Origin of the sequence: uncultured Roseibium sp. (assembly GCF_947494555.1) — a bacterium.
Classification (GTDB): domain Bacteria; phylum Pseudomonadota; class Alphaproteobacteria; order Rhizobiales; family Stappiaceae; genus Roseibium.
Genome location: NZ_CANLVF010000008.1, coordinates 89,309 through 116,077, shown reverse-complemented (window position 1 = coordinate 116,077; position 26,769 = coordinate 89,309). Strand labels below are relative to the sequence as shown.

Below are 26,769 nucleotides of genomic sequence, written 5' to 3'. Positions count from 1 at the left end.
CCCAGTCCGGCTTCTTCAACGCGTTGAAGGCCTTATACACCGGCAGGACGCCTGAGGTCCAAGGTCAGCGGAAATTCCGGGTGCGGTTGCTCCGCTTGAGGGACGTAAAGACCTGGTGTGTGACCGTGCGATTCGAAACGCGATAGCCGCCGGGCTTCCGCCTCGTTGCCATTGACGGGAAACGTCTCGTAGCTGCGGCCGCCCGGATGGGCCACGTGATAAACGCAGCCACCGAGTGCGCGGCCACTCCAGCGGTCGAAGATATCGAAGGTGAGTGGAGCGTCTACCGGGTGAACGGGATGAAGTGCCATCGCAGGCTGCCAGGCCTTGTATCGGACGCCTGCAACAGCAACGCCGCTCGTGTCGGTTTTCTGCAATGGAAGCAGCCGGCGATTGCAGGTGACACTGTAACGCTCAGGATCCGCGGTCGTCAGTTTCACCTGAAGGCGCTCCGTTGAGCTGTCGGTATAGCGTGCGGTTCCGCCGATCGCTCCGGTCTCGCCGAGAACATGCCAGGGTTCGAGCGCCTGGCGCAGTTCCAGATGGACGCCGTCAACCTCGATCTCGCCGCAGAACGGAAACCTGAATTCGGATTGTGCCTCAAACCACTCGGGACGCATGGCAAAACCGTGGTGCCGCAGATCCTGAAGCACTTCCATGAAATCAACCCAGATATGGTGCGGCAGCATGTACCGATCATGAAGGGTGGTGCCCCAGCGCGTCAGATTGCCTGATAGGGGATGTTGCCAAAGCCGGGCGATCAGAGCTCGCAACAGCAATTGCTGGGCAAGACTCATCCGCGGGTCCGGCGGCATCTCGAAACCCCTGAATTCAACCAGCCCGAGGCGGCCCGTAGGACCATCCGGCGAATAAAGCTTGTCGATGCAGATTTCGGCGCGATGGGTATTTCCCGTTACGTCGACGAGAATGTTTCGCAACAGCCTGTCTACAAGCCACGGAAACGGGGCCGGCCCCTCGTTTGGCCGGTGGATCTGAGACAGCGCGACCTCAAGTTCATAGAGCCCGTCATGTCTGGCTTCGTCCACCCTGGGTGCCTGCGAGGTTGGGCCGATGAACAATCCCGAAAAAAGATAGGAGAGGCTCGGGTGCCGTTGCCAATGCAGGATGAGGCTGCGCAGAAGATCGGGACGCCTGAGGAAGGGACTGTCCAGCGGCGTCCCTCCGCCAACCACCACGTGATTGCCGCCTCCAGTGCCTGTGTGCTTGCCGTCAATCATGAACTTGTCGGCCCCCAGACGGGTTTGCCGCGCTTCCTCATAGACGTTTTCGGTGATTGCGACACACTCCTTCCAACTGGTGGCAGGATGAATGTTGACTTCTATGACACCGGGATCCGGCGCCACGCGGATCACGTTCATACGTGGGTCGGTCGGAGGCGGATATCCTTCTATATGGACAGGCAGCTCCAATTCGGCGGCGGCCGCCTCGGCCGTGGCAATCAGTTCCAGATAGTCCTCAAGCCGTTCAACCGGCGGCATGAAGATACACAGGCGGCCATCGCGCGGCTCGACCGAAAGCGCGGTCCTGACCGTCGCATCTCCCAATTCACCGTCCGGGGCAACTTGTTCCTGACGCTCCTGTTGCGGTTCGTTTGCTGTGAAACGCGCAATGTTCTGTTGTGGCGCAGTACGCGGTTCGACGGTGAACTCCGGCAATGGATCACGCGGTACCGAGGGATCGGCAATGTTCGTATAGGGATACTGCGCGGGGCTTACATAGGGAAGCGACTCCAGCGGCAGTCGATAGCCGGCCGGACTGTCGCCCGGGACAAGAAAGAGCGCATCCCGGCGCAGCTTCCAGCGTTCCGTTCGCCAGCGTCTTTCGGTTGACTTCGACTGCCAGCGCTGAACGGGCAAAATGTAACCGGCTGGATTTGTAAGTCCACGGTCGAACACCCGTGCGATGCGGTGCCGTGCTTCGGCATCCTCAAGCTTGGAATTGTCCGGTGTGACATTTTCCGGGAGATTTCTCTCCTTGACCATCCAGACAGCGGGGTCTTCATAGGCGGGCACGACATATTCCGGGTCCAGCTCGAGAAGCGTTGCTATTTGCCGCATCAGCGATTGGGCCTGCTCGGCGTTTGCACCGGTCTCGGTGCCTTCCTCGGCGATCAGGTTCGTATCCTGCCAGATCGGTTTTTCGTCCCGCCGCCAGTAGAGTGAAAAGGTCCAGCGGGGCAACGTTTCGCCCGGATACCACTTGCCCTGGCCGTAATGAAGAAAACCGCCGGGCGCAAAACGGTGCTTGAGGCGGCGGATGAGCTTGTCCGCCAGATCACGTTTCGTCGGGCCGACAGCATCCGTGTTCCATTCGTCAGATTCAAAATCGTCAATGGAAACGAAGGTGGGTTCGCCGCCCATGGTCAGCCGGACGTCTTCCTGCGCGAGGATGCGATCGACGTCGTCGCCGAGAGTGTTCAGGGCCGTCCAGGATTCTTCTGAAAAGGGCTTGGTAATGCGCGGATGCTCCGCGATCCTTGAAACCCGCATGTCGAATGAAAAATCAACCTCAGCCTCACTCGCCAAGCCGACGATCGGCGCCGCGTTCGTGTAATGAGGGGTTGCTGCCAGAGGGATGTGGCTTTCGCCGGTCAGGAGACCTGAGGTCGGGTCGAGGCCGATCCATCCCGCGCCCGGAAGATAGACTTCGGCCCATGCGTGAAGGTCAGTGAAATCGTGATCGGTTCCCGATGGTCCGTCCAGTGCTTCCAGGTCAGGCTTCAACTGAATGAGGTAACCGGAGACAAATCGCGCGGCAAAGCCGAGATGCCGAAGGGCCTGAACCAGCAGCCAGCTCGAATCGCGGCAACTGCCCGTGCCCCGTTCAAAGGTTTCTTCGGGCGTTTGAACACCCGGTTCCATGCGAATGACGTAGCCGACTTCGTTCGAGACGCGGCTGTTCAAGGCAACGATAAAGTCAATTGTCCGCTCCTTTTCCCTCGGAACGGCGTCCAGGAATGCGGCAAGGTGCGGCCCCGGTGTTTCGGTGCGCCGGTAGATCTCGAGGTCCGCCCGCAGTTCTTCCGGATAGTCGAACGGCCACTCCTCTGCCGTTTCCTCGATGAAGAAATCAAACGGGTTATAGACGCTCATGTCGGCGACAAGATCCACTTCGATCTTGAATTCACGCACCGGTTCGGGAAAGACGAAACGCGCCAGCCAGTTGCCATAAGGGTCTTGCTGATGATTGACGAAATGTCCGCCGGGCGAGACCTTCAGCGAATGTGACAGCACACGCGTTCTGCTGTGAGGCGCCGGACGAAGCCGGATGATTTGCGGACTGAGCGTGACCGGTCTGTCATAACGGTAATGGGTCAGGTGATAAATGCTTGCGCGTATGGACATTCGGTGACCCTGATCAGCTTAAGGTTCAGAAAACAGGGGCTAGATTTTCACACTTTGACGCACCGCACCACGTGTTTCTTCGTGAGGCCGGGCAGATGACTTGTGAAGGATTTGTTTCAGCTGCCGTCTTCGCTCATGACTGCACCAACGGAAGCAGGATCGAACCAATAGTCGGATTGCTCAAATGGCGTGTGTTCGCTGAGATTAGGGTTTGTGAGCGTAAATATCTTTCTGGAACCCAGATTGGCGCGCTTGAGATCGTCTTCATGAAAAGCGCGGAAATGTTCGTCGAAAGAGCCGTCTTCAATCATTTCTATGAGACCGGCTTCGATCTTTTCGGCCAGTTCGGGATATGCGGGGCTTACAAAAAAATAGGTCGGAAGCGGAATGTAGATGCACAGTGTTTCCTCAACGATCAGGTCCGGGTTTTGTCCTGAAAAACTCGCCTGCTCTTCAAATGCCTCGTTGACACCACGTCCAAATGTCACAAAGCGCCGAAGCTGAAGCATCCTGAAAAGCGTTTCGTAATCCTCGCTAGTAATGACCTCGAACCCTGCACTTTCCATCACAACACGCGTGGACCATTGGGAACCGGAGCCGGTTGGAAACGCCATGAGGTCATCCAGGTTTTCGACTTTGGCCAGCGCTTTCTGATCCTGTCTGTTGATCAGCAAAAGCCGGAACCCCTGAATTCCCTTGCGCAGCGGAATGCGAATTGGGATGAGTTTTTCTTCCCAACCCGGTTTCGGCGCTTCCGCGATGACCTGAATATTCTCGCCGATAATTAGCTCTTGCAGCAGGCGATCTCTTGAATAGTCCGATGCAGCTTGTGTGACCGACGCATGGATATCAGCTTTCTGCAGCACCTTGCGCAGCAGTTCCTCGACATAGCGATATCGATTGTCCGCTTCTCCCCGCGGCTTCAATGTGACTATTTCATCAAGTTGCGTGAAAGCTCTCGCATCGAATGACAGGAAAAATACACAACAGAATATCGCCAGTCCCAGTCGGCCAAAATTGCACATGATCTTCCGCCGTTTTGAATTCGGGGATTTTCGTTGGCTCGATCATACTTCAGTTTTCGCAGATGAACAAAATCAAGGTGCTGATCGAGCACCTTGCAAGTGCTTGAGTTCTCACTTCTCCACCGAAAGTGCCCTTGGGTAAGTCATTGATATGTGTGCATATGTTACTGTCGGTACTTGAACGCTCGGAGCTATGGAGCCCTAATCAGGCTCCTCGGCGCCCGTCCTGGAAAGCGTCGCTGATGCTGCGAAGCGTGAAGTTCGTGTGGCGAAATAGGCAAGTTATGATCCCAAGGTCTTTTCTGTTTGTGGTGATTCTGCTTTTTGCCGGGGCAGTCCAAGCTGCAGACTTTCGGGTAAGCTTCATCAACCCAGGCGGCAGTGACGGTTTTTGGGGTGAAGTCTCCCGAACAATGACCGCAGCCGCAGACGATCTGAATATTGATCTCGAAATCCTGAACGCTGACAGACAGCCCTACGGCATGGAAATGGTGCTGAAGCAGCGCCTGGAGGAAGGGGACCTTCCCGACTACTTCATCCTGGTGAATGAATATCAGTCGGCCGCCAGACTGCTTCATCTGCTCGATGGTACGTCAAGCAAGGTTCTGTTCCTGCTGAACACGCTCACACGAACGCAGCGGTCGCTCCTCGAGGCGCGCGGAATTGATCTGCGCCGGGTTATTGCGTCAATCGCGCCGGATAATGAAAATGCCGGTTACGAAATGGCGCTTTCTCTCATCAACAAGAGGAGGGGCATGCGCGCCGGCGCGGAGAAAATCCGACTGCTTGCTCTAACGGGGGACACGTCGACGCCATCTGGGCTTCTGCGCGAAACAGGCATGCAGCGTGCTGTCGCCGAAAATCCCGACGTTGAGCTCCTGCACGCAATTCCTGTGGACTGGAACGAAGAGACCGCTTTTGCAAGAACCAAAGACGTTTTGACGCGTACGCAGGTCGATGCGATCTGGGGTGCAACAGACGCGATCGCCTTCGGGGCTCGCAAGGCCGTGACAGAACGCGGGCTGACGGCCGGGAGCGATGTCCTCTTTGCTGGTTTGAACTGGTCGAAACGCGCCATGGAAGCCATTGAGCGCCACGAGATGACAATGTCTCATGGCGGCGACGTCTTTGCCGGTGCCTGGGCGATTGTCTTGCTTCGGGATCATTTCTTCCGCACCTCGAAAGGTGAGGTCTACGTCGACGTTCGCTTCAAGATGTCGCCGATTACGCCGGAAAATGTCGATGATTATCTGGAGCATCTTGGCGAAGGAAACTGGCGCAAAATTGATTTCAGCCGTTTCTGCAAGACCCGAACCGGCAGGAGCAATTACGATTTTTCCGCCGCTGCGATCCTGAAGGCTGCAGATGCAGGCGACGCGAAGAGCCCGGAGCACCAGCCTGGCGGTCAGGCGGATTAATCCGTGGCACACCAGAGAACGAGCTTCGTTTTAGGCGCTTTGATCGAACGCTGACATTCCGCCTGTTCAATCTCCACCCCTTGCCCTGTATAGAAGACCTGACGGCACCGAAACGCCGGCCGGGAGACGAGCACCATGCAAAAAGACGAAACGGGCGAAGCCTACAATCCGGAAAAAGAAGGTGCGCAGATGACCTTCTCCGACAAGATGTCTTACGGTGATTACCTCGGACTTTCAAAGATACTGTCCGCGCAAAAAGCGTTGTCCGACGCGCCGGACGAATTGCTTTTCATCATTCAGCACCAGACGTCCGAGCTATGGATGAAGCTGATGCTGCACGAGCTTCACGCCGCCCGGGACGCGATTGCCAACGACCAGTTGCCGGAAGCCATGAAGCTGCTCGCCAGGGTCAGCCGGATCATGGAACAGCTCAATTCGGCCTGGGACGTGCTGCGCACGATGACGCCGAGTGACTACACGCGTTTCCGGGATGCCCTTGGCCAGTCCTCCGGGTTCCAGTCCCTGCAGTACCGGCTGATCGAATACGTGCTTGGAAACCGAAATCTGGCCATGACAAGGCCGCACGAGCACGATCCTAACGGCACTGCCCTTCTGGAGGCGGAGCTGGAAAAACCGAGCCTTTATCAAGTGGTGCTGGAGTTTGCGCGTCGTCAGGGTTTTGACGTTTCACTCGAGACGACGTCCGTGCCCGCGTCAGCACCCCACCGCGAGATCACCGAAATCAGGGATCTCTGGCAAGCCGTTTATCAAGATCCCACAAATCATTGGGCTCTTTATGAAGTCGGCGAAAAGCTCGTGGACCTCGAAGATTATTTCCGCCGGTGGCGGTTCAACCATGTCACGACCGTCGAGCGCGTTATCGGATTTAAGCGCGGCACCGGGGGGACGGGTGGCGTCTCCTATCTGAAACGCATGCTGGAAGTCGAACTCTTTCCCGAGCTCTGGCGCGTCAGAACCGTGCTCTGATTGCGCGCCTCGTCTGCTCAACGCGTGCAGAATGTCTTCCGGTGAGATTGTCACCCAGGGATCGGCTGTCACACCCTCGGTGTGGTCAACGCGTTCGGATTTTGCATCGCAATATTTTGTCTATTTTTCGTTTTGCGCTGCAAAACGAACTTTTCCGAAGCTATCCATGCGCTAATTCGAAAGACCCGAAACCACATTTTGCGCTATGTGAAATGCCAAAATTGTGCCACAGTGAGGTTTGCTGGCACTGTTTTTGTGCACTTTTCTTACGGGAATTGCGTGCCCGAACGGTCAAAAAAATCATTTTAAATCAATAAGTTAATTAATTTCGGCACCGGAAAATAAACCTACTAAAAAATTAGTTTGACATCATGGCAATGGTGTGTCCTTGTATTCGAAGCCGAATAAAACGGCTTATATACTCACATGGGAGGAGTTGCAGATGCGTAAGTATCTACTCTCCGCAGTTGCAGCCGGTGCTGTACTTGCGGGAGCAGGGTCCGCTTTTGCCGACGAAGCAGCGGCGAAAAAGTGGATCGATCAGGAGTTCCAGCCGTCCGTGCTGAACAAGGATGAGCAGCTTGCCGAGATGCAGTGGTTCATCAATGCGGCGCAACCGTTCGACGGCATGGAGATCAACGTTCTGTCCGAAGGTATTCCGACGCACTCCTATGAGTCGGAAGTTCTTGCCAAAGCTTTTGAGGAAATCACCGGCATCAAGGTCAATCACCAGATCCTTGGCGAAGGTGAAGTTGTTCAAGCCGTGCAGACACAGATGCAGACCGGCCGGAACCTCTATGATGCCTATGTCAACGATTCCGACTTGATCGGTACGCACTCCCGGCTCCAGCTGGCCTACAATCTGACCGACTGGATGGGAGGAAACGGCAAGGACGTTACCAACCCGGGGCTCGACCTTGACGATTTCATGGGCACCCAGTTCACAACAGGACCCGACGGTGATCTCTACCAGCTGCCTGACCAGCAGTTCGCGAACCTCTACTGGTTCCGCAAGGACTGGTTTGACAGGGAAGACCTGAAGACGGCTTTCAAGGAAAAGTACGGCTACGATCTCGGTGTGCCGGTCAACTGGTCGGCCTATGAAGACATTGCGGAGTTCTTCTCCAATGACGTCAAGGAAATCGACGGCGTCACCATTTACGGTCACATGGACTACGGCAAGCGCGCTCCGGATCTCGGCTGGCGCATGACCGATGCGTGGCTGTCCATGGCCGGCGCGGGCGACAAGGGTGAGCCGAATGGCATCCCGGTCGACGAATGGGGCATCCGCATGGAAGCGGGCACCTGTAACCCGGTCGGTGCGTCCGTATCGCGCGGCGGTGCGGCCAACGGTCCGGCGGCTGTCTACGCGATCCGCAAATGGGACGAATGGCTGCGCAACTATGCGCCTCCGGGTGCTGCCAGCTTCGACTTCTACCAGTCCCTGCCGGCACTCAGCCAGGGTAACGTTGCCCAGCAGATCTTCTGGTACACCGCGTTTACAGCCGACATGGTGAAGCCGAAGTCGGAAGGCAACAACACGGTGGATGATGAAGGAACGCCGCTGTGGCGGATGGCTCCGAGCCCGCATGGTCCTTACTGGGAAGAAGGCCAGAAGGTCGGTTATCAGGACGTGGGTTCCTGGACGATCCTCAAGTCAACTCCTGAAGATCGCGCCAAGGCTGCCTGGCTCTATGCCCAGTTCGTTGTCTCCAAGACCGTCGACACCAAGAAAAGCCACGTTGGTCTGACGTTTATCCGCGACAGCACGGTGAACCACGAGTCCTTTACGGAGCGTGCTCCGAAACTCGGCGGTCTGGTCGAATTCTACCGTTCGCCTGACCGCGTTGCCTGGTCTCCGACGGGCGTCAACGTTCCGGATTATCCGAAGCTGGCCCAGATCTGGTGGCAGCAGATCGGTGATGTGAACTCCGGTGCGTTCACGCCGCAGGAAGCCATGGACCGTCTTGCCGAAGAAATGGACATCGTTATGGCCCGCATGCAGCAGGCTGACGAGCGCGCCAATGTCTACGGCGGATGCGGCCCGCGTTTGAACGAGCCGCAAGACGCATCCTTCTGGCTCGAGAAGCCGGGCGCGCCCAAGGCGAAACTCGAAAACGAGAAGCCGGAGGGCCAGACCGTGAACTACGACGACCTCGTCGCTCGCTGGTCTCAAAACTAAGGTTGGGCACGTCCCAAATCTGAAGCCGGACCGGGGCTTGTCCCCGGTCCATTACCGATCCGAAGGTGACGGGCGGCGATGCGGATGCCTCGCCTGCATGCCCGGTCCGGACGCGGGCTAGATTACATGTCTCTTGAACTCAAAAACGTCAGCAAGCAGGTCCAGGGTATTACCCACGTCAAGGACACTAGCCTGACGCTTCATGCCGGCCACTTCAATGTTCTCCTGGGAGAAACAGGTTCGGGAAAAACCTCGCTGATCAAGCTCATGGCCGGCCTCGACAGCCTTGCCTCCGGACAGATCATTCTGAACGGCAAGGATGTCTCCAAACTGTCGGCACAGAAGCGCAACATCAGTCTGGTTCACCAGTTTTTCGTCAACTATCCGCATATGTCGGTGTTCGACAATATTGCGTCACCGCTGAAAGTTTCCGGTGTCGCAAAGTCCGAAATCGAGGGCAGGGTGGAGGAGGCGGCGGATCTCCTGAAACTGAAACCTTACCTTGGCAGGAAGCCGCACGAACTCTCCGGTGGACAGCAGCAGCGTACGGCCCTGGCGCGCGCGATCGTGAAGACGAGCGACGCCGTCTTTCTGGACGAGCCGCTCGCAAACCTCGACTACAAGCTGCGCGAGGAGCTGCGCGATCAGTTGCCGGATCTGTTCGCCGGGCGCGGTGCCGTGGTCGTCTACGCCACATCGGAACCTGAAGAAGCACTCCTTTTGGGCGGGCAAACCGCTTTGATGACCGACGGCAATGTGGTGCAGTTTGGTCCTACTTCCGAAATATACCGCAAGCCGAAGGATCTGGATGCGGCAAAGGTGTTTTCAAATCCGCCGATCAATGTCGCTCCGGTCACCAAGCAGGGCGACACGGTCATTCTCACAGAAGGCATCCGATGGCAGGTATCCGACACGGTCGCCAGTCTGCAGGACGGTCCGTATACGCTCGCGATCCGGCCGAACCACGTCATGCCTGTCGAAACGCCTGCGCATTCCGTGCGCCTCGACGGCCATGTCCAGGTTACCGAGTTGAGCGGTTCGGAGAGCAGCGCTCACTTTGATTTGCACGGACATTCCTGGGTGTCGCTGTCTCCGGGTGTCCATCCCTACCTCGTCGGCGAAGTCCATAGCTTCTTTCTGGATCCGAGCCATTGTTTCTTCTTCGCGCCTGACGGCCAACTGGTGGCTTGAGGAGAGAGCTCATGGCACAAATCAAACTCTCCAACCTGCGTCACAGTTATCATCCAAATCCGTCGGATGATGCGGATTACGCCCTGAAAAAAATCGACCTGACCTGGGATGACGGCGGGGCCTATGCCTTGCTGGGTCCATCCGGGTGCGGAAAGTCGACACTGCTGAATATCATCTCGGGGCTATTGGTCCCTTCAGAGGGTAAAATCCTGTTCGATGACCAGGACGTTACCGATCTGCCTCCGGCAAAACGCAATATTGCTCAGGTGTTCCAGTTTCCCGTCATCTACGACACCATGACGGTCTACGACAATCTTGCCTTCCCGTTGCGCAATCGCGGTCGCGATGAGGAAACCGTCAAGCAGCGCGTGACCGCCATTGCGGAAATGCTGGAAGTCACCGACATGCTGACCACTCGCGCGGCGAACCTGTCTCCGGATAACAAACAGAAGATTTCCATGGGCCGCGGTCTGGTCCGCCAGGACGTGAATGTGGTCATGTTCGACGAGCCGCTGACAGTGATCGACCCTCATCTCAAGTGGAAGCTTCGTTCCAAGCTCAAGGAGCTCCACCAACGGGTCAAGGCGACGATGATCTATGTGACCCACGACCAGACGGAAGCGCTTACGTTTGCAGATCAGGTGGTGGTCATGCAGGAGGGCGAGATCGTTCAGATCGGAACACCCGTTGAGTTGTTCGAGCGCCCTGCGCATACCTTTGTCGGTCACTTCATCGGCTCTCCGGGCATGAATGTCCTGCCATGCGACGTCAAAGACGGCGGCGCTTTTTTCGCAGGCGAGCAAGTCGGTCTCGAGGGCCCGCTGGAGAGCCCGATCACCGGCGAGGCGGAGATCGGTATTCGGCCCGAATTCGTCTCCATTTCCGGAAACGGAGCCGGCCTTCCGGCGACGGTACGCAAGGTCGCCGATGTCGGGCGCCACAAAGTCGTTGAAGCGATTGCCAACGACAGACGTGTCCACGCGATCCTGGAGGGCGAAGCGCCCGCTGCCGGAGATCAGGTGAACCTTGAATTCAAGCAATCCCAGACACGGCTCTACAAAGACGGCTGGCTGGCAAGCACGCCAGGGGAAGGTGTCCAATGAAGACCCAAAATCAACGTGCCTGGCTGTTTGTCACGCCCGTTCTTTTGCTGGTGGCGTTTAACGCGCTCATCCCGATGATGACCGTGGTGAACTACTCCGTGCAGGAAACCTTTGGTGACAATCTCTTCTTCTGGCAGGGACTGGACTGGTTCGCACAGGTTCTCAAGTCGGAGCGATTTCACAATGCGCTCGGCCGGCAGTTTCTGTTCACTTTCCTAATCCTGATCATCGAGGTTCCACTCGGAATCGCTATTGCCCTGGCAATGCCGAAGAAAGGCCCGTGGGTGCCATTCTGTCTTGTCACGATGGCTTTGCCGATGCTGATCCCCTGGAACGTCGTCGGTGCCATGTGGAACATTTTCACACTGCCGGATATCGGCCTTCTCGGTTACTTCATGAACCACACTCTGGGTCTCTCATACGATATGACTCAGGATCCGTTCGCAGCATGGGTGACGATCATCGTCATGGACGTCTGGCACTGGACGTCGCTGGTGGTGCTGCTTGCCTATGCGGGCCTTGTCTCGATCCCGAACGCCTACTACCAGGCAGCGGAAATCGACGGCGCGTCGAATTGGGCCGTGTTCAGGTTCATCCAGTTGCCCAAGATGAAAACAGTGCTGACCATCGCCATTCTGCTGCGGTTCATGGACAGCTTCAACATCTATACCGAACCGTTCGTTCTGACCGGTGGCGGACCGGGCAACTCCACCACGCTGCTTTCCATCGACCTGGTGAAGATCGCTCTCGGACAGTTCGACCTCGGTCCGGCCGCCGCCATGTCTCTCATTTACTTCGCCATCACGTTGCTTGCCTCCTGGCTGTTCTACACGCTGATGACGAAGAACGATAACAAGTCCTGAGGAGAACCAACATGCGATTGAAAAGCCTGGTTCCCGCGCTTTACATCCTCTTCCTGATGCTGCCGATCTACTGGCTCGTCGCGATGAGTTTCAAGACCACCAATGAAATCCTGGCCGGATTCTCCCTGTTCCCGCAAACTTGGACGTTCGCGAACTACCATGAGATTCTGACCGATCCGACCTGGTATTGGGGTTACATCAATTCGATCATCTACGTGACCCTGAACACGGTGATTTCGGTCTTGGTCGCCCTTCCGGCCGCCTACGCGTTCTCCCGCTACTCCTTCGTGGGCGACAAGCACCTGTTCTTCTGGCTGCTTACAAACAGAATGGCGCCGGCGGCCGTCTTTGCCCTGCCATTCTTCCAGCTCTATTCGGCCGTCGGTCTTTTCGATACCCACCTTGCGGTCGCGCTCGCGCACTGCCTGTTCAACATTCCGCTTGCGGTCTGGATCCTTGAAGGTTTCATGAGCGGGGTGCCTAAGGAACTTGACGAGACCGCCTATGTGGACGGGTATTCGTTTCCGCGTTTCTTCGCGACAATCTTCCTGCCCGCCATCAAGTCAGGCGTTGGTGTGGCCGCGTTCTTCTGCTTCATGTTTTCGTGGGTGGAAATGCTGCTTTCCAAGACGCTGACCGCTGTTGAGGCCAAGCCCATTGCCGCCGTTATGACCCGGACCGCTTCCTCCGCGGGTTACGAACTCGGGCTGTTGGCGGCCGCCGGGACCCTGACTATCATTCCCGGCGCCATCGTCATCTATTTTGTGCGCAACTACATTGCCAAGGGCTTTGCCCTGGGGAGGGTATGATGCTGGGTTGGATGGCATGGACCTGGCCAACGGCATTGCTGTTCGTCGGCATTTTCTCAGCTATCGGTTTACTGACCGTCATTGAAATCAAGTTCCCCGGCGGGCATGCCCGGCAAGGCATCCTGGGACTCACAACGACACGCGGTGACCGCCTGTTCATTACCCTGCTAGGAGCAGCCTACATCTTCCTGGCCTGGCTCGGACTGATGGGGGAGCCGTTGTGGTGGCCGCTGGCGTTGAGCATCGGCTGGGGCGTGTTCTGTTTCTGGAAGGTTTAACCCGAAAACTGACGGTTTTCGCAGGAGATGGTCCCTGATCTGGCCAGGGGCGGCACCGAAGCAATGAAACGTAAGGAAAACGGACGGATCGACTAAGGCTATAGTATTTCGGCATCTAATCGTGCATGAATAGGTGTCAGGGGCATGCATAAAATTATCAAAATGAAGTTTTGGGCATGACCTGAGCCACATCCATACCGCAATTGGCACAGGGCAGTAATGAGAAAGCGTAAAAGCAACGAGTTTTTGACTGAAGTCGAACTGGAGTTCATGAGCGAACTCTGGAAGCTCGGCGAAGGCTCCGTGCGGGATATTCTCGCGTCGCTGCCGACAGACAGAAAACTCGCTTACACGTCCTGTGCGACAATCATGCGGATTTTGGATGAAAAGGGCTTCGTGGACAGCCGGAAAGAAGGCAAAACATTCATCTATACCCCCCGGCTGACCAAGGACACCTACCAGTCCCGTTCTCTGAGAAACCTTTCTGAAAAACTGTTCGACGGCACGCCAGCGTCACTCGTTGCACGACTCGTCGATGAATATGAACTCTCAGATGACGACCTGGAGGAGATGAGAGCGTTACTGGACAGGAGGAGGACAGATGACGCTACTTAACCAGACTTTCGACATATATGTCGATCTCAACATTACGCTGGCTCTAACGGCACTCATCTGGCTTGCGGCCAAACTGGTACTGGCTCGTCTTGGGAGAAGACTTGCTTTCAATTACCAGTTGGGCGTCCTGAACGGATTGTTTGCCGTTATGGTTTTGTCGCCCGTTGCCGTCGCTGTTTATCAGAACATGCAAATGGCACAGGTCGTTCCGGCGGCTGGAACGGTGAACCTCGCCGATTACGCCGTCTCGCAATATCTGAGAGGCGGGATCGCGATACCTGCGGAAGACTTTCAGGCGCTGCTGGGACTGCGCAGTCGTTTGACGGATAGCGTTCTGAGTTTTGCACCGGGCCTGGGAATGGGCATCGTCCTGTTTCTCCTTGCCGGGTTTGCTTACTTCGGTTCGAAACTGATCGTCAGTATTTTCCGTCTTGCGCGCATGTTGTCGGCGTGCCACACATGGCGCCGGGCCGGCAGGCTGCAACTGCTGCTGTCCGATAGCGCGCTGGTGCCGTTTTCAGCACGAGGCTTCCGCACACACTTCGTGGTAATCCCAACCGAGCTTCTGGCAAAGCCCGATGACCTGAAACTGGTGCTCAAGCATGAGTTTCAGCATTTGCGTCAGGGCGATGTGACCTGGGAAATCGGGTTGGAAGCACTGCGGCCTTTCTTCTTCTGGAACCCTTTCTATTACGTATGGAAATCGGAAGTTGAGCGGCTTCGTGAGCTGGCCTGTGACCAGAAGGTGACGGACGCTACCAATGTCGATCTCAGGTCCTATTGCATGTGTCTGCTCCGAGCCGCGCAAGCAGGCATAAGGCGACGGCATCGGATTGCCGGCAAGGACCGGGTTGGGAATGTTGCCGCTGTGGCGCTCATCGAGGTGCAGGACCGTGTGCTGAGAAGGTCTCCCGCGCAGAAACTCCGGCGGCGTGTTGAGGCGCTGTTGGAGAAAGACCGTTTGCGTCCGCATTGGAGCTTCGTGTTTCTCGCTGTCCTGCCGATGATCGCGATTGTCTTCCTGTCCGCTCTGTCGATCCAGAAACCGGCTGACTGGACCCAGGACCGGCTGATGCTTTCGACGATCATAAATCTCGAGCGTCTCGAGACGATCAATACCTTTGGGCAGCGCCCATTGCGATAAAGCGTCAGACTGCCTTCGGCATTTGCCCGGTCCCTGCAAAGATACGGAGGGGCCGGGTTTGTTTGCGAACTGGTCTTGACCGACCGATTTGTCAAAGCGCCAGGACACGGGACGCCAGTGATGCTTTTGTTTGACGCCCTCTTTGGATCGGCGCTATTTGACGCTTTTTCCGTAAATTCGAAATTCTTGCGATTACTGCGATGAATCTTCTTGTCTAAGTCAATGGATTGCATTACGCTGCGTAGCGCTCGAATAAGTAGTTTTTTAATTCTTTGAACAAATTTACTCCATGTGATTTTTAGTGGAGCGACATCGCTATGTACAAAACCAGTTTCGGCATCTTTTCGCCAATCCCACAACGCGTCCGCGAGATAGACGGCTTCGTCCCCGTTTTGGATAATAACCACGCTGTTCAATTGTCTCGTCTGGAGCGGTCGCGATGCGAGCTTCATCACGCAAGACGCGCGCGGTCTGCGCTCAGCTTGATTTAATCGTGCGAGCAGAAGCCCGCGCGAAAGTAACAGTCTGAACAGAAGCGGGTCCGGCCGCTATGCCTGATCCTTTAGAAGTGCATTTTTAAGACACTAGCCACTCGCTGTATACCGAGCGGCGACCTTATTCGACTTTGAAATTTTCATCGGGAATGCCGCCACACGTTTGATTTCAAACGATATTGGACATTGCATTGGCGTGTGGCGGACAAACAGGGAGAAGACCATGACGCATCCACTGACTTTGACCTTGAAGATCAAGCAAGACCCGGCAACCCTGGCGGCGCTCGAGGAGCTCAAGGCGAACTTCGCCGTGGAGATTCAGCCAAAGATCGAAGAAGCTCTCAGAGCGTCCAAAATTGTGCATTTCGCGCGAGTCGTGGTGATCGGCGACAATGAATATATCCAGGTGATTACCGAGTATGACGGCGATCATTTCGAATATACGGAGTTTTTCCGTGATGCGCTGACACCGGTTTTTGCGAAGATTTTCTCGCTTGCCGACGGAGTGCCGGACGTAAACGACCCGGCTGCATTCTTTGAGTTTTCCAAGAACGCCAACTACCGCACGCTTGGTATGTCTACCGACAATGCGACCGATATGAACGGCAACCAGTCGGGCTGGCTTTTCTCGGCTTATAACCATGCCGAGGTTCGGGACATTCTCAGCGCCTTGCAGTCGCAGGCGGCCGAGTAGAACCAACCGGAAGCGGCGGGGGCTGGCATGACACCCAATACGGACAATATTCAAAGCCTGTTCATCACGCGGTACCGGCACCCGCTTCGCGCGGTTCTCCTGTTCCGCATTACCGACCCCGCCGCTGCCCGGGGATTCCTGCGGGACTGGGCCGGATCCGTAAACGGCGGCCTCGAGCCGCCGGGTTCCTACACGGACACTGCCGGCGGGCCGCTGGAGCCGGTCTATCATTTTGCGTTCAACTGGCCGGGAACCGCATTGCTCCTGGCTGCAAGGAACGGAGCTGGAGACGGTCTTGATCCCGACGCGATCGGGACAAACCTGGAATCATTCTTCACAAAACCGGAAAATGCCCCGCACTCAAGATCCGTGACCGTCAGCCTCGACATGCAGGACGCGAACGCACCGGAGCACTGGTGGGAAGGCAGTGCCGACCCGTCCGCGTTTCACATTGCCATGGTTTGTTACTTTGCGGACCACGCTCAAAAGTTAGATGAACTCGCCCGCGTTCGCGCAGCGGCGGCGTCTGCCGGTTTGGTGGAATGGCAATTCCAGTCCTTTGAAGATGGCGCGCTTTCCGGTTACGTGCCGGATCAGGGCATCCTGCATTTCGGTTTCCGGGATGGTGTCAGCAAGATAAACATCGACTGGGAGGATACAGGTGTCGCCGGAAAGGTGAACTTCCGCGAGTTGCTGCTCGGTTATCCATCAGACAGTTACAAGGTAAGCCCCACCAATGCGGGACCTTGGCAGGATTTTGTCAGGGATGGAACTTACCTGAATCTGTCCTGGCTCTATCAGGACGTTGCAGCCTTTAACAGCTATCTGAAGGAACAGCGGACTGCTGCTGCGCCCCACAGCGGTGCGGCGGATCCGGAGGAGTGGCTGGCTGCGAAGATGATGGGGCGCTGGCGAAACGGTTCAGCGATGGCGCTTCATCCCGATACGATGCCGCAGCCCTGGGACCCATCCGACAGGTTCGGCTACGCCAACGACGATGCGGGTCTGAAGACGCCCCTGTTTTCGCATGTTCGGGTGTGCAATCCCCGCGATCAGGGACTGACCCATGCAAACAATGTCCGTTTTCCAAATGGTCCCCCAAGACTGATCCGTCGCGGTTTTTCCTACGGGCCGCCGCTTGAGGGCACTCAGGATGACGGCCTTGATCGCGGCCTGATCGGTCTCTTCGCCTGCGCGCGGATCAACGAACAGTTTTATTCCGTTGTGCGATGGATACAAAAAACTTCATTCAGCGATCAGTTCGACGCTATCAGGCGAGGCCGCAAACGGCAGGACATGATGTTCGGCTTTCGAGGCAAGCGCAATGCGGAGACGACAACCCATATCCCCGTTGATGCAGATAGCACGACCGCTCTGAAGCTGCCGCTCAAGGACTTTATCCGCTACAAGGGACTGGCGGTTTTCTTCGTCCCCAGCCTGAAGGCACTGAATTATCTTGCCGGGTAGTTTGTCGGTATTTTGAAAGGGCGGAGCGGTAAACGCGGCCCGGATCAGCCGCCCTTGACCTTCAGTTTGCCGCTGTCCTTCCTGTCATTGCTGTCGTTGGACCAGCTGATGCGCAGGTCGAGCCTGGATTGGCCGTCCTCAACGGTGGCCGTCACCCGCAAATTCATCAGCCCGTTCGGTTCCAGCGTAATGTCGCCGGTATCATCACCGAACTGAAGTTCGCCCTTGGCGATGCCGCGCTTGACGGCATCCAGCATTTTCTGGAGGGATTTCCGGTCCTGCAGGGACTGGTGCCGGAAACGGCCCTTGCGCTCCATCATCTGTTCAACCCGTGTTGTTGAAGGATCTGTGCCGGGTCGAACAGCTTGGCGTGCGGGTAGTCGCGGCTTATCCCTATTATGTTGCCGTCCGGCTGAATGATCGTTGCTCCCGTTCCAATCCCTTCAAGACCTTCGGAACTTCTGGAATGACGGTCAAGGGTGATATCCGCTTCCAGATGAAGCAATCCGTGCTTTGATTTGAGCTCCTGGCCCTGGTGGCGATTGATATGTCCCTGGATGAGCATCTTGATGCCTGCGAGGTGGAGATCCTCAACGCCTTTTCCCGTCAGCGGGTGATCAATGTCCCGGTATTTCGTGCGCATCAGATTGGCAACGGTTCCGGAATAGAACACAAAGGGATCTTTCCGGCTCTCCTTCCTGAAGCGCCGGTTCACATGCGCGATGCCCTTGGCGCAGATCAGGGACGCCATGCTGTCGTCGATGCCCGCGTGAACAAAGAGAAGGGAACCGCTTTGGTGCATGGCCTTCATGCTTTGGAAAAACCAGGCATACTGGCCCACCGGTTCAATAAACAGACGGCGGCACGTCAAAGCGGCGGCATAGAGCTGGCGAATTGACAGGCCTGCATCTTCGGCATGTTCGGCGAATTTGGCCGACTTCTTTTTCAAGCGCCGCATTTCCTTGCGCACAGCTGCTTCGTTCAAGTAACCCGCCGCGGCCTTTGGAAACTGTTTTGTCCACTTCTTTCCCGGCACCATAAGCGCAAGGCACTCTTTCTCATCCGGCAATTCGCCCAAGGCCCGGTTTGCATCGACATACCGGTCAAAAACCTCGCGCATCAGGGGCATGACTTTCTTGCCCATACGCACGAACATATGCGCGTTGAGCGAGCCCCGCTTGACTGTCAGTGCTTCCAGTCCGAGAAAAAGCCGCAGGTCGTGGTTTCCGGCCAACAATATGACATCGGCCCCCGACTTCATCAGCCTGGCGAGACTGTCAAGCAAATCGAGATTGCTCGGGCCCTTGTCCAGACAATCGCCACCAATGATGATCTGGCTGCTTTTGCCGAAGGTGGTCAGCTCAAAATCGTTCAGGCCTTGCCCAGTGCGCAGGATCACGCGCGCCGCGACAAGAGATCTGAGCAGGCCCTCGGCATCCGCATGCAGGTCTGAAATGAAGACAATCGGTTTGTCCGGCCAGTCCCAGGGTCCGAGCGCATTCGCTCTCGCAAGACTTGTTACGAGATCGGGTGACTTTTCGTCAGTGGTTTTCGTTTCTATCGGCCATGGAACGACACTTTCAGGAATCCCGAGGTCGAGGGCCGAACTTGGCGCAATCGGTGGGAGAAACGGGGCCAGGGAACTGTTCGTCATGAAATTCTCTTACCGTCCTCGTCAATCTATCGAAACGTCTTTTGGTGTCCGCTCTTTCCAGCCACCGGCGCAGTGCGACCAGCGTCCATCATCGGAGCATTTCAAAACGACGGGCCGGGCGTGATGCATGCTGAGCCCGCGGATGTCGTCGTAATTGAGTACCTTCAGGTGGTAGGCGGCGTGGCGCAGCGACGCGCCATGGCCGACGAACACCTTTGCGTTCGTTTCGTGGACAGCCTTCAGGTCCCCAATGCCCGCGGTTAGAGCTCTCGCGACCCGTTCGCCCGCTTCCATAAGGCTTTCAGCACCAAGGGCAGGCAGTTTGTAGGTACTGTCAGATTTCCAGTTTACCGGAGGGGCTGAGTATCGCGGGTCGTTCGCCAGGACCTCTTGAATTTGTGCCAGCGTGAGGTTGGCGAAAGCGCCAACGCTGCGCTCGGCCAGATCCGCTTCCTCGTCGACTTTGAATACCTTTCCGGTTTCTTCCCCCAGCGTCCGGCACAAAAACGTCGCGGTTTCCCAAGCGCGCAGCAGCTGGGACGACATGATTGTTGAAGAAAGTTTCCAACCGTTCGCCCGAGCCATCGCGGCAAGTTCCCGGCCGGCGTTCATTGCCTGAACCATGCCGGTATCCGACAACCCGAAGGGCTGCAACGCGCTCGGGGTTTCCGGTTTTTGGTGGTAATCGCCGTGCCGGAGCAGAATTGCAAACCGTTCGCCCGTCATGGTTGCCCCAGAAGTTCTGTGCCGGCGTCGAACAAGGCGTCGAAGTCGATACGACCTGTAACTTCCCAGACGTGGATGTCCTGCAGCGCCGACAGGTAGGTATCGGTCTCCAGCGGCGATCGATCGGTCCAGAAGGGTCCTTCGCGTGTCTGGTAGAACGGACCGGGACTTTTCATGATTGCCGCGAGGAGGTCTTCTCTATCGTTGAGTTTGACCTTCGAAACCCCAGTCGGTGCGCCGTTGTCACGCGACCAGTTCAGCACCCAGAAGTCGGTGAGGTTTGCGTTGTGAGAAATGCGACCCGGTCCGTAAATGTCATCAATGAAGAGGTCGTATTTTTCTTCCAGATGCCAGAGCTCATCCGGTTCCAAGTTTTTGAGTTCTTCTTCGCGTTCCTCGTCGATCAGTCCCGAGAGGCGCTCGTTCGTGACGATGGTACCCGGGTTGATACGCGGAAGTTTCGGAATGCCAAGAGCGCTCGTGATATTGCCGGTCTGGCGCACCAACAGACGGTCGTTGGTCACATAGCGTGTGCCGGCGACCTCCATGAGGCGCAGCATCGTGGTCGACTTGCCGCCGCCGGACAGGCCGGAAATGGCAAGCCCCTTCCGATCGGTACTGACCGCCGCCGCGTGACAGGTAACCCAGCCATCCCGTTGAAAGTGATTCAGGACCTGGGTGTTGATGAAGTTGATCACCTGGTTGGAAAAGTCTTCGGTCGGACCGAAGGCGATTGACCAGTCGGGTGCTTGAAGGAACTGAACGCCAGTGCGAACCTTGAGGATCAGACGACCGTTCTCCAGGTTGGCAATTGCGTCCTTGCGTCCCGTCTTTCCGGGTTCGCGTATCCATTCGGCGAAATCGAAGGCAAACGGCAGCTCTGCCGGGCCGAGGACGTGGACGATCCTGGCGGGTTCAGATGGCGCGGTGATCACGTGCTGAAAATACCTGAGCAGTTCGGCAAGGAGCTTGTTTGAGGTGCAACGGACTTCCAGAACATAGCCGCCAACAGACAGGTAAAACGGATCCACGTGCCTGGTCGCTTTGACCGGTGCCAACGCATCCACGATATCCTGCACTCTTGCTCCGCTCATGAGCTCAGCCTTGCGATCACGTGGTCTGAATAAAGGCTTGCAGCGTCGATTGACGCGCCTTCAAGAGCTCCCTTGAAACCGCCGAACGCCGACACTTCGAATATGATCGGACCATCCTCTGTGAGGCCAACGTCTACGGTGGTGAAATCAAGCCCGAAAGGAGCCTGTGCCTTGTGCGCCAGATCGATCAGATCCTGTTCCGGATCATACGGCGCATATTTGCCGCCATGGAGGATCGTTGTGTTCCAACTGTCTGTCTGTGCAACTCTCGCATACGTGCCCAGATAGGTTCCGCCGAGAAACACCATGCCGAGATCGCGGCCGGAAAGGTCGACCTTCTTTTGGAGATACATGACCGGATTGTCGGATTTGAAGGCGGCGATTTTCTTGCTCAGCGCATCCTCGCCAATGCTCGCATCCATCAAGGTCATTCCGCGCGCCTTGGTCGAATAGAGCGGTTTGAAAACCGCGCTGCCAAAGCGTTTGACGGCCGCCAATGCGTCTTTCTCGCATTCGGTCACACAGGTCGCCGGCATCGGAACACCTGCGTTGGAAAGGGTCACCGTGCAGCTCAGGCGATTGACCAATCCGAGGATCGAAGCGGGTTTTGAAAATATCCGGACACCGGCGTTTTCCGCCAGACGCAGTATCTCCAGCCGGTCGAGTGTCGCGGGGCTGTATTCCTGACTGATTTTCTTGATCACCAGTCCGTCAAGCTTGCACAGGTTCTGTTCGCCAGCCATCAGGGACCGGGTCTCAAGGTCGAGCGCTACTTCGGCCATGTCGACAACACATCTGAAACCGGTGCGTTCTTCCAACGCATCGGCCAGCACTTCTGTCGACCACTTTCCCGGAATTCCGATCACGCCGATCTTCAATTCAGTCAACAAAGATCTCCTTCAACGGCAACCGAAATTTTGCCTCTTCGCCCGTTGGGCAGGCGACGGCTTGTTCGATGAGGAATCGCGACCTGAGCCACATGCGTCGGGCGAGTTGTTTGTCGAAAATGAAGCGGGTGGAACTTGCAAATGACCTTGCAAGACCGAATGCGAGTCGAAATTCGAAGGTGTGGTCGTCCTGCTTTATGGCGAAGGATTTGGCGGACTTACAAAAGGCAAGCGACAGCCGCATGATCCGCCGGCGCATTTCGCGGTCCAGAACCTGGAGGCGATAGTTCGACACCATGAAAACCGAGACGTCCTGGACATAGTCCATGTAGCGGGAGCGATGCAGATCGATGAAGTGCACGCGATTTTCGTCCGGGTCGTAAATGATGTTGTCCACGTTGAAATCGCCATGGATGTATACGGAGAACGGGGCGGGTGCGGCAGCTTCGCGCGTGGATGCCTCGTTAATCAGGCTCTGAAGAGACGGCAGTTTGACGCCGGAAAACCTGATCGAGCCGTCCTTGAATTCAGGGTGCACGCGGCGGACTTCATCCAGTCGGCTGAGCAGCTGCTGCATGCTTCCCAGTTCCGCAGGTTTGCGTGTTTTTGTCTGTTTCCAGACATCCTTCAATGTTTTCGAAAGGCACGCGAGCGCCTTGTCGCACCTTGCGTCTGCTTCGTTGAGCACGACCTGCTCGAAAGTCTGGCCTGGCAAGTGCTCAATCAACAATGCGGCGGATTGATTTCTTTTCTCGTAGGAAAGGATTTTCGGGGCGAGGCCGGGATAGATTTCGTGCCAGCTTTCGACGCCTTCGCGCTCTTCCTTGACCTTGCTCTTTTCACCATCTTTGAAAACAGCGGCGACTTGTTCTGTTTTCTTGTTCTTGATTGCCGAAATGGAGCTGCCCGAGCGCGTTTCCGCAATCGTTTCGATTTTCAGATTGCCGCCGGTTCCCTCAAGATCCGCCGTAAGGCTTTGAAGGGCGAAATAACGTTCCAGATTGACCGCCTGACCGATATTTGCGGAGATCACCGCCTCGCTGATCGAATTCAGAGAGTCGCCCATCCTTTGGAACTCGCTCGCGACCAGCAGACTGTTGGCGATATCCGCGGGTCGCAGCTTCGGGTTGCTCATGTCTTTGGTGTAGGTCTTGAACAGCTTCCGGTAGTCGGCCTCGATCTTTTTCTGCAACTCACCGATCTCTATGGCCTGTTCGCTGTCGTTGCCGAGAAAAGCGTCTTCGATCCCGCCGACACCCTTGCGGACATATCTGACAAGCGGGGGGTAGCGAGCCGGAAGAAGCGTTTCAAATGTATCGATTCGCTCGACATGACGAAGCGATTGACGCGCGAGATTGGCAAGGCGCTGCAGATCGGTTGCAATGAACTCCAGGCTGCGCAACGTCAGATGCTTCCTGTTGCGCTGGCGGGTATCTGCCAATTGCCGGACGCAGGCGGAATGAATGCGGGTCTTCAAATTGTGCGCATAGCCCGCCCGGTCCATGATCCGTCTTGCGCGCGCAGTTGTCGGATCCTTGAAGAAGGCCTCGAGCTGCAGCAGCTGACCGTCAATCTCCGCGCACAGAAAATGGAGATTTTCCCGTAGTGTTTTCGGCAGGTTAGTCATCAAAGGGTCCGAGATAGACTTCGCGGTCCGCCCTACATCCAAGTGAAAACAGTTTTGTGACATAGGCCGGACGAAGCTGTTGAGCGTTTACCAGCGTGATCCAGCAAGTTGCCGTCTGATGGGGATCCGGCTTGGGTCCCAGGAGCGGTTCATAGTTTTCGGGAACGGTGCATTCGAAAATGAAATCAAGCTGATGCTGGCGTTCCGGCGGATCGGTTTTGAGCCTGTAGACTTCGGCAACATGAACCAGGCGGCCGACGGAGATTTCAGCGCCGATTTCTTCTCTGCACTCACGGCGAAGCGTTTCTACCAGCGATTCGCCCGGGTCCTGTTTGCCACCCGGAAGAGTGAAATAATGACCTTTCAGCGGATGATGCTTTTCCTGAACAAGAAGCCGCTGTTCTGTCAAAATGAAGGCGCGGGGTGTCGACCGTATTAACGGGCGGAACGCTGGAGCTTCAAGATTGCTTTCGGCGGAGATATCAGGCCGTCCCGTGTTAGCGCGTCTATTTGCGACCGTTCTGCTGATCTTCGGTTACGCGCTACAGTTTCCGTTGCTTCACTCGCCCAATCGTGGGCAGACCCAGCATTTTGACCGGTCCGTGTCCGTGCTTTGACAGTAAATAGATTCGTCAAAACTGGCTAGTCTGACGGCCCGTAGCCGGGACCAACGGCGCAATGCGCAAGCCAGGGATCGCGCGGCTTCCATTCAAGCCTTGCGTCAGTCTGCAGCCACCACCCGATGTCGCGTGGCAGCCACTTATCTCAGTCACTTGAAGTGCAACGGTTCAGGCCGCTTTCCTCTGACCATGTAGCCAGGAGGGGAGCCAGTCCGTGTGCTCTGCTATCAATTCGTCTACCAGCGCGCTGATCTGGTCCAGATCGAGTTCAGCGCCGGTGTGCGGATCCAGCATCGCGGCATGATAGACATGCTCGGGCACTTCATCGATCAAGGCACGCACCGTAAGCTCCTGAACAGACACATTGGTTCGCATCATTGCTGTCAGCTGTGGAGGAATGTTTTCGACGCGGGTTGGCTGCACGCCGTTCCCATCAACAAGACATGGAACCTCCACCGCGCATCCATGTGGAAGGGCGTCGATCAGTCCATGGTTCGGTGTGTTGCCATAGACGGTCGCCGGCACTCCCGTGACTACCGCATTCATGATTTCAGATGCGTATTCAAGGGACAGTTTTACGTCGATGGCATCGGGGCCGAGAAAGACCCTTGCCTGCTCTTTCCAATCGGCAATCTGTTCCACGCATCGTTTCGGGTATTCATCAAGGGGAATGGAGAACCGCTCAATGAGATCGTTTCGTCCTTTCTTGATGAACCATGGCACATATTCTGCGAAGTGCTCGGAGCTCTCGGTGACGAAATAGCCGAGCTTGTGCATGACCTCGTAGCGGACAAGATTGGGACAGCGTGGGTTCCAGTTCGAGGTCTTGGAGATTTTGCCTTCGAGATCTCGTTGTTTCAGGACCGGGTAAAGATCGCGAAGCGTGCCGTCATCCAGTTTTTCATGCAGATGCAGATAGAAGGCCATGTGATTGATGCCGCCGACCTTGTAGCTCAATCTGCTTGGGTCGATGCCGAGATCCTCCGCCAGCTCCACCGCGGTAAGTGGAACGGAATGACACAGGCCCACCTGTTTGATCGCCGGGTATTTTTCGCTTATCGCCCACGTGTTGATCGCCATCGGATTGACGTGCTGCAGCATCAGCGCATCCGGGCAAACGGCCAGCATGTCCTCACAGATGCTCCACAAATGCGGGACAGTGCGCAGCCCGCGCATGATGCCGCCAATACCGAGCGTGTCTCCAATCGTCTGGCGCAGGCCGAACTTTTTCGGAATTTCAAAGTCTGTGACCGTGCAAGGTTCATAGCCTCCGATCTGGAAGGCAACGACTACGAAATCCGAGTTCTCGAGGGCTTCCTTCTGATTGGAGTGACAAGACACGGTCGCTCTTGTGCCGAGCGACGTGATCATCTTGGAGACGACCCGTTCGGATTCACGCAGCCGCTCCGAATTGATGTCCATCAGCGCAAAATGCGCATTTGCAAGCGCGGGACGCAAAAGGCAATCGCCAATTATGTTTTTGGCGAAGACAGTGGAGCCTGCACCGATAAACGTAATCTTGGTTGTGTGAGACATGACATCTTCCTTCGGTTGCTGAAATCAGACTGCACTTTCGGGATGATTTGAGATATCCTGAAATCAAAGAAAAAAGTCCGGATTTTACAGATTTGCCTGATTTGCACAGACAGTCGATTTTCGGCCCTGATGACAGCGACCGCGCAACATACGTTGACGGCAAGCCGGTGGTCTTCGGGCAATTTGCAATGCGGCGTTTTGCGCCGGTCACACACCCGATCGACTGGCACGGTCACATCGAATTCAACTGGCTGGTCGGCGGATCGATGACCTATCAATTCGAAACGGATCAGGTGGTTCTTCCCAAGGGGCGCCTTTGTTTCTTCTGGGCGGGTATCCCCCATCAGACGCTCAAACTCGGTCCAGACAATGCAGACAATTACCAACTCACGAACATGTATTTTCCGCTGGATGTCTTTCTGTCGTTGCGTGGTGCGGGGCACGTTCAGCGCGCGTTGCTGGCCGGGGCCTTTCTGGCAGTGCCCGAGGACCTCGTCGATGAGCGCATGATCGACCGTTGGTTCGGCGATTACGAGTCCCGAAATCTGCAGCGATTTGAATGTCTCACAATCGAACTGCAGGCGCTGATGCGTCGCCTTGCATTGAGAGACACGCTGGAGGACCTTAGAATCCCGCAAACGCCCATGTTAAACCAGGAAGTGCGTGCAGGACCGACAGAACATGTCGTGAGCATGATCGAAACGGTAATTCAGAATATCTCCGGCCAACTGACAACGCGTGACATTGCAGAGGCGACAGGCCTCAACGCGAATTACGCGTCAAACCTCTTCAGAAGATATCTCGGCATCACGCTCAAACAGTTCACAATCCGCATGCGCCTCATCAGGGCCCGGGAGCTATTGCTGTCGTCCGACGTCTCGGTATCGGAAGCGGCCTTTCAATCGGGGTTTTCTTCGACGAGCCAGTTTTATTCCAACTACAGAACCGTTTACGGCAATTCTCCGGGCGAGTTACGTCACGCGTGACCGA

General features: G+C 56.2%; 23 protein-coding genes. 13 read left to right on the top strand and 10 right to left on the bottom strand.

From position 1 onward, the window contains the following. Positions 1–32: 32 nt before the first annotated feature. Together Q0915_RS29675 and Q0915_RS29670 are read right to left on the bottom strand one after the other, a co-directional pair. On the bottom strand, positions 33–3,365 hold the full coding sequence (locus Q0915_RS29675; protein ID WP_299483952.1) for a transglutaminase family protein: 3,333 nt from the start codon (positions 3,363–3,365) through the stop codon (positions 33–35). Between the two features lie 116 nt (positions 3,366–3,481). After that, positions 3,482–4,390: a hypothetical protein gene (locus tag Q0915_RS29670; protein WP_299483951.1), complete on the bottom strand. Its 909-nt coding sequence runs from the start codon at positions 4,388–4,390 to the stop codon at positions 3,482–3,484. A 284-nt stretch (positions 4,391–4,674) separates the two neighbouring features. Between Q0915_RS29670 and Q0915_RS29665 the strand changes: the two genes are divergently transcribed. The 12 genes from Q0915_RS29665 (at position 4,675) to Q0915_RS29610 (ending at position 17,635) form a co-directional block, all read left to right on the top strand. Continuing rightward, positions 4,675–5,808 carry an ABC transporter substrate-binding protein gene (locus tag Q0915_RS29665; RefSeq protein WP_299483950.1) on the top strand — a complete coding sequence of 378 codons (1,134 nt, stop codon included), beginning with the start codon at positions 4,675–4,677 and terminating at the stop codon, positions 5,806–5,808. Between the two features lie 135 nt (positions 5,809–5,943). Continuing rightward, positions 5,944–6,795 (top strand): tryptophan 2,3-dioxygenase, encoded by an 852-nt coding sequence (gene kynA / locus Q0915_RS29660; RefSeq protein WP_299483949.1) that lies wholly within the window; start codon positions 5,944–5,946, stop codon positions 6,793–6,795. Between the two features lie 442 nt (positions 6,796–7,237). Further along, positions 7,238–8,977, top strand: coding sequence for an ABC transporter substrate-binding protein (locus Q0915_RS29655; RefSeq protein ID WP_299483948.1), 1,740 nt, complete (start codon positions 7,238–7,240; stop codon positions 8,975–8,977). An 84-nt stretch (positions 8,978–9,061) separates the two neighbouring features. Next, positions 9,062–10,168, top strand: a complete 1,107-nt coding sequence (locus Q0915_RS29650; RefSeq protein WP_299483947.1) for an ABC transporter ATP-binding protein — start codon at positions 9,062–9,064, stop codon at positions 10,166–10,168. A gap of 11 nt (positions 10,169–10,179) precedes the next feature. After that, positions 10,180–11,271, top strand: coding sequence for an ABC transporter ATP-binding protein (locus Q0915_RS29645; protein WP_299483946.1), 1,092 nt, complete (start codon positions 10,180–10,182; stop codon positions 11,269–11,271). Beyond that, a complete protein-coding gene (locus tag Q0915_RS29640) occupies positions 11,268–12,134 on the top strand; it encodes a sugar ABC transporter permease (protein ID WP_299483945.1) in 867 nt (288 codons plus the stop codon). Before Q0915_RS29645 ends, Q0915_RS29640 begins: the two co-directional genes overlap by 4 nt. Before the next feature lie 11 nt (positions 12,135–12,145). Continuing rightward, positions 12,146–12,943, top strand: coding sequence for a carbohydrate ABC transporter permease (locus tag Q0915_RS29635; RefSeq protein WP_299483944.1), 798 nt, complete (start codon positions 12,146–12,148; stop codon positions 12,941–12,943). Then, the gene (locus tag Q0915_RS29630) at positions 12,943–13,221 is read left to right on the top strand and encodes a DUF2160 domain-containing protein (RefSeq protein WP_299483943.1); all 279 of its coding nucleotides are present in this window, start codon (positions 12,943–12,945) and stop codon (positions 13,219–13,221) included. Before Q0915_RS29635 ends, Q0915_RS29630 begins: the two co-directional genes overlap by 1 nt. Positions 13,222–13,440: 219 nt before the next feature. Continuing rightward, the gene (locus Q0915_RS29625) at positions 13,441–13,836 is read left to right on the top strand and encodes a BlaI/MecI/CopY family transcriptional regulator (RefSeq protein ID WP_299483942.1); all 396 of its coding nucleotides are present in this window, start codon (positions 13,441–13,443) and stop codon (positions 13,834–13,836) included. Continuing rightward, positions 13,823–14,980 carry a M56 family metallopeptidase gene (locus Q0915_RS29620; RefSeq protein WP_299483941.1) on the top strand — a complete coding sequence of 386 codons (1,158 nt, stop codon included), beginning with the start codon at positions 13,823–13,825 and terminating at the stop codon, positions 14,978–14,980. The genes Q0915_RS29625 and Q0915_RS29620 overlap by 14 nt, the downstream gene beginning before the upstream one ends. A gap of 717 nt (positions 14,981–15,697) precedes the next feature. After that, positions 15,698–16,168 carry a hypothetical protein gene (locus Q0915_RS29615; RefSeq protein ID WP_299483940.1) on the top strand — a complete coding sequence of 157 codons (471 nt, stop codon included), beginning with the start codon at positions 15,698–15,700 and terminating at the stop codon, positions 16,166–16,168. A 27-nt stretch (positions 16,169–16,195) separates the two neighbouring features. After that, on the top strand, positions 16,196–17,635 hold the full coding sequence (locus tag Q0915_RS29610) for a hypothetical protein (protein ID WP_299483939.1): 1,440 nt from the start codon (positions 16,196–16,198) through the stop codon (positions 17,633–17,635). A 44-nt stretch (positions 17,636–17,679) separates the two neighbouring features. Here the strand turns inward: Q0915_RS29610 and Q0915_RS29605 are convergent, their stop codons facing one another. The 8 genes from Q0915_RS29605 to Q0915_RS29570 form a co-directional block, all read right to left on the bottom strand. Beyond that, entirely contained in the window at positions 17,680–17,955 is a 276-nt protein-coding gene (locus tag Q0915_RS29605; protein WP_299483938.1) for an amphi-Trp domain-containing protein, read from the bottom strand. Continuing rightward, complete coding sequence (locus Q0915_RS29600; RefSeq protein WP_299483937.1) at positions 17,952–19,289, bottom strand: metallophosphoesterase; 1,338 nt, start codon at positions 19,287–19,289, stop codon at positions 17,952–17,954. Before Q0915_RS29600 ends, Q0915_RS29605 begins: the two co-directional genes overlap by 4 nt. A gap of 21 nt (positions 19,290–19,310) precedes the next feature. Further along, positions 19,311–20,015, bottom strand: a complete 705-nt coding sequence (locus Q0915_RS29595) for a histidine phosphatase family protein (protein WP_299483936.1) — start codon at positions 20,013–20,015, stop codon at positions 19,311–19,313. Beyond that, complete coding sequence (locus Q0915_RS29590; RefSeq protein ID WP_299483935.1) at positions 20,012–21,109, bottom strand: HprK-related kinase B; 1,098 nt, start codon at positions 21,107–21,109, stop codon at positions 20,012–20,014. Before Q0915_RS29590 ends, Q0915_RS29595 begins: the two co-directional genes overlap by 4 nt. Next, positions 21,106–21,996 carry a GAK system ATP-grasp enzyme gene (locus Q0915_RS29585; RefSeq protein WP_299483934.1) on the bottom strand — a complete coding sequence of 297 codons (891 nt, stop codon included), beginning with the start codon at positions 21,994–21,996 and terminating at the stop codon, positions 21,106–21,108. The genes Q0915_RS29590 and Q0915_RS29585 overlap by 4 nt, the downstream gene beginning before the upstream one ends. Then, positions 21,989–23,623 carry a phosphotransferase gene (locus tag Q0915_RS29580; RefSeq protein WP_299483933.1) on the bottom strand — a complete coding sequence of 545 codons (1,635 nt, stop codon included), beginning with the start codon at positions 23,621–23,623 and terminating at the stop codon, positions 21,989–21,991. The genes Q0915_RS29585 and Q0915_RS29580 overlap by 8 nt, the downstream gene beginning before the upstream one ends. Next, a complete protein-coding gene (locus Q0915_RS29575) occupies positions 23,616–24,032 on the bottom strand; it encodes an NUDIX domain-containing protein (protein ID WP_299483932.1) in 417 nt (138 codons plus the stop codon). Before Q0915_RS29575 ends, Q0915_RS29580 begins: the two co-directional genes overlap by 8 nt. A 379-nt stretch (positions 24,033–24,411) precedes the next feature. Further along, the gene (locus Q0915_RS29570; protein ID WP_299483931.1) at positions 24,412–25,779 is read right to left on the bottom strand and encodes an alpha-glucosidase/alpha-galactosidase; all 1,368 of its coding nucleotides are present in this window, start codon (positions 25,777–25,779) and stop codon (positions 24,412–24,414) included. A gap of 92 nt (positions 25,780–25,871) precedes the next feature. Here Q0915_RS29570 and Q0915_RS29565 point away from each other — a divergent pair, with 92 nt between their 5' ends. Continuing rightward, entirely contained in the window at positions 25,872–26,765 is an 894-nt protein-coding gene (locus Q0915_RS29565; RefSeq protein ID WP_299483930.1) for a helix-turn-helix domain-containing protein, read from the top strand. Positions 26,766–26,769 lie beyond the last annotated feature (4 nt).

Coding starts and splice junctions, on each gene's coding strand:
- Q0915_RS29610 (WP_299483939.1), top strand. CDS start 16,196: ATGACACCCAATACGGACAATATTCAAAGCCTGTTCATCACGCGGTAC.
- Q0915_RS29640 (WP_299483945.1), top strand. CDS start 11,268: ATGAAGACCCAAAATCAACGTGCCTGGCTGTTTGTCACGCCCGTTCTT.
- Q0915_RS29605 (WP_299483938.1), bottom strand. CDS start 17,955: ATGATGGAGCGCAAGGGCCGTTTCCGGCACCAGTCCCTGCAGGACCGG.
- Q0915_RS29615 (WP_299483940.1), top strand. CDS start 15,698: ATGACGCATCCACTGACTTTGACCTTGAAGATCAAGCAAGACCCGGCA.
- Q0915_RS29635 (WP_299483944.1), top strand. CDS start 12,146: ATGCGATTGAAAAGCCTGGTTCCCGCGCTTTACATCCTCTTCCTGATG.
- Q0915_RS29650 (WP_299483947.1), top strand. CDS start 9,062: ATGCCTCGCCTGCATGCCCGGTCCGGACGCGGGCTAGATTACATGTCT.
- Q0915_RS29590 (WP_299483935.1), bottom strand. CDS start 21,109: ATGAGCGGAGCAAGAGTGCAGGATATCGTGGATGCGTTGGCACCGGTC.
- Q0915_RS29625 (WP_299483942.1), top strand. CDS start 13,441: ATGAGAAAGCGTAAAAGCAACGAGTTTTTGACTGAAGTCGAACTGGAG.
- Q0915_RS29595 (WP_299483936.1), bottom strand. CDS start 20,015: ATGACGGGCGAACGGTTTGCAATTCTGCTCCGGCACGGCGATTACCAC.
- Q0915_RS29645 (WP_299483946.1), top strand. CDS start 10,180: ATGGCACAAATCAAACTCTCCAACCTGCGTCACAGTTATCATCCAAAT.
- Q0915_RS29670 (WP_299483951.1), bottom strand. CDS start 4,390: ATGTGCAATTTTGGCCGACTGGGACTGGCGATATTCTGTTGTGTATTT.
- Q0915_RS29580 (WP_299483933.1), bottom strand. CDS start 23,623: ATGACTAACCTGCCGAAAACACTACGGGAAAATCTCCATTTTCTGTGC.
- Q0915_RS29665 (WP_299483950.1), top strand. CDS start 4,675: ATGATCCCAAGGTCTTTTCTGTTTGTGGTGATTCTGCTTTTTGCCGGG.
- Q0915_RS29570 (WP_299483931.1), bottom strand. CDS start 25,779: ATGTCTCACACAACCAAGATTACGTTTATCGGTGCAGGCTCCACTGTC.
- Q0915_RS29630 (WP_299483943.1), top strand. CDS start 12,943: ATGCTGGGTTGGATGGCATGGACCTGGCCAACGGCATTGCTGTTCGTC.
- Q0915_RS29620 (WP_299483941.1), top strand. CDS start 13,823: ATGACGCTACTTAACCAGACTTTCGACATATATGTCGATCTCAACATT.
- kynA (WP_299483949.1), top strand. CDS start 5,944: ATGCAAAAAGACGAAACGGGCGAAGCCTACAATCCGGAAAAAGAAGGT.
- Q0915_RS29600 (WP_299483937.1), bottom strand. CDS start 19,289: ATGACGAACAGTTCCCTGGCCCCGTTTCTCCCACCGATTGCGCCAAGT.
- Q0915_RS29675 (WP_299483952.1), bottom strand. CDS start 3,365: ATGTCCATACGCGCAAGCATTTATCACCTGACCCATTACCGTTATGAC.
- Q0915_RS29655 (WP_299483948.1), top strand. CDS start 7,238: ATGCGTAAGTATCTACTCTCCGCAGTTGCAGCCGGTGCTGTACTTGCG.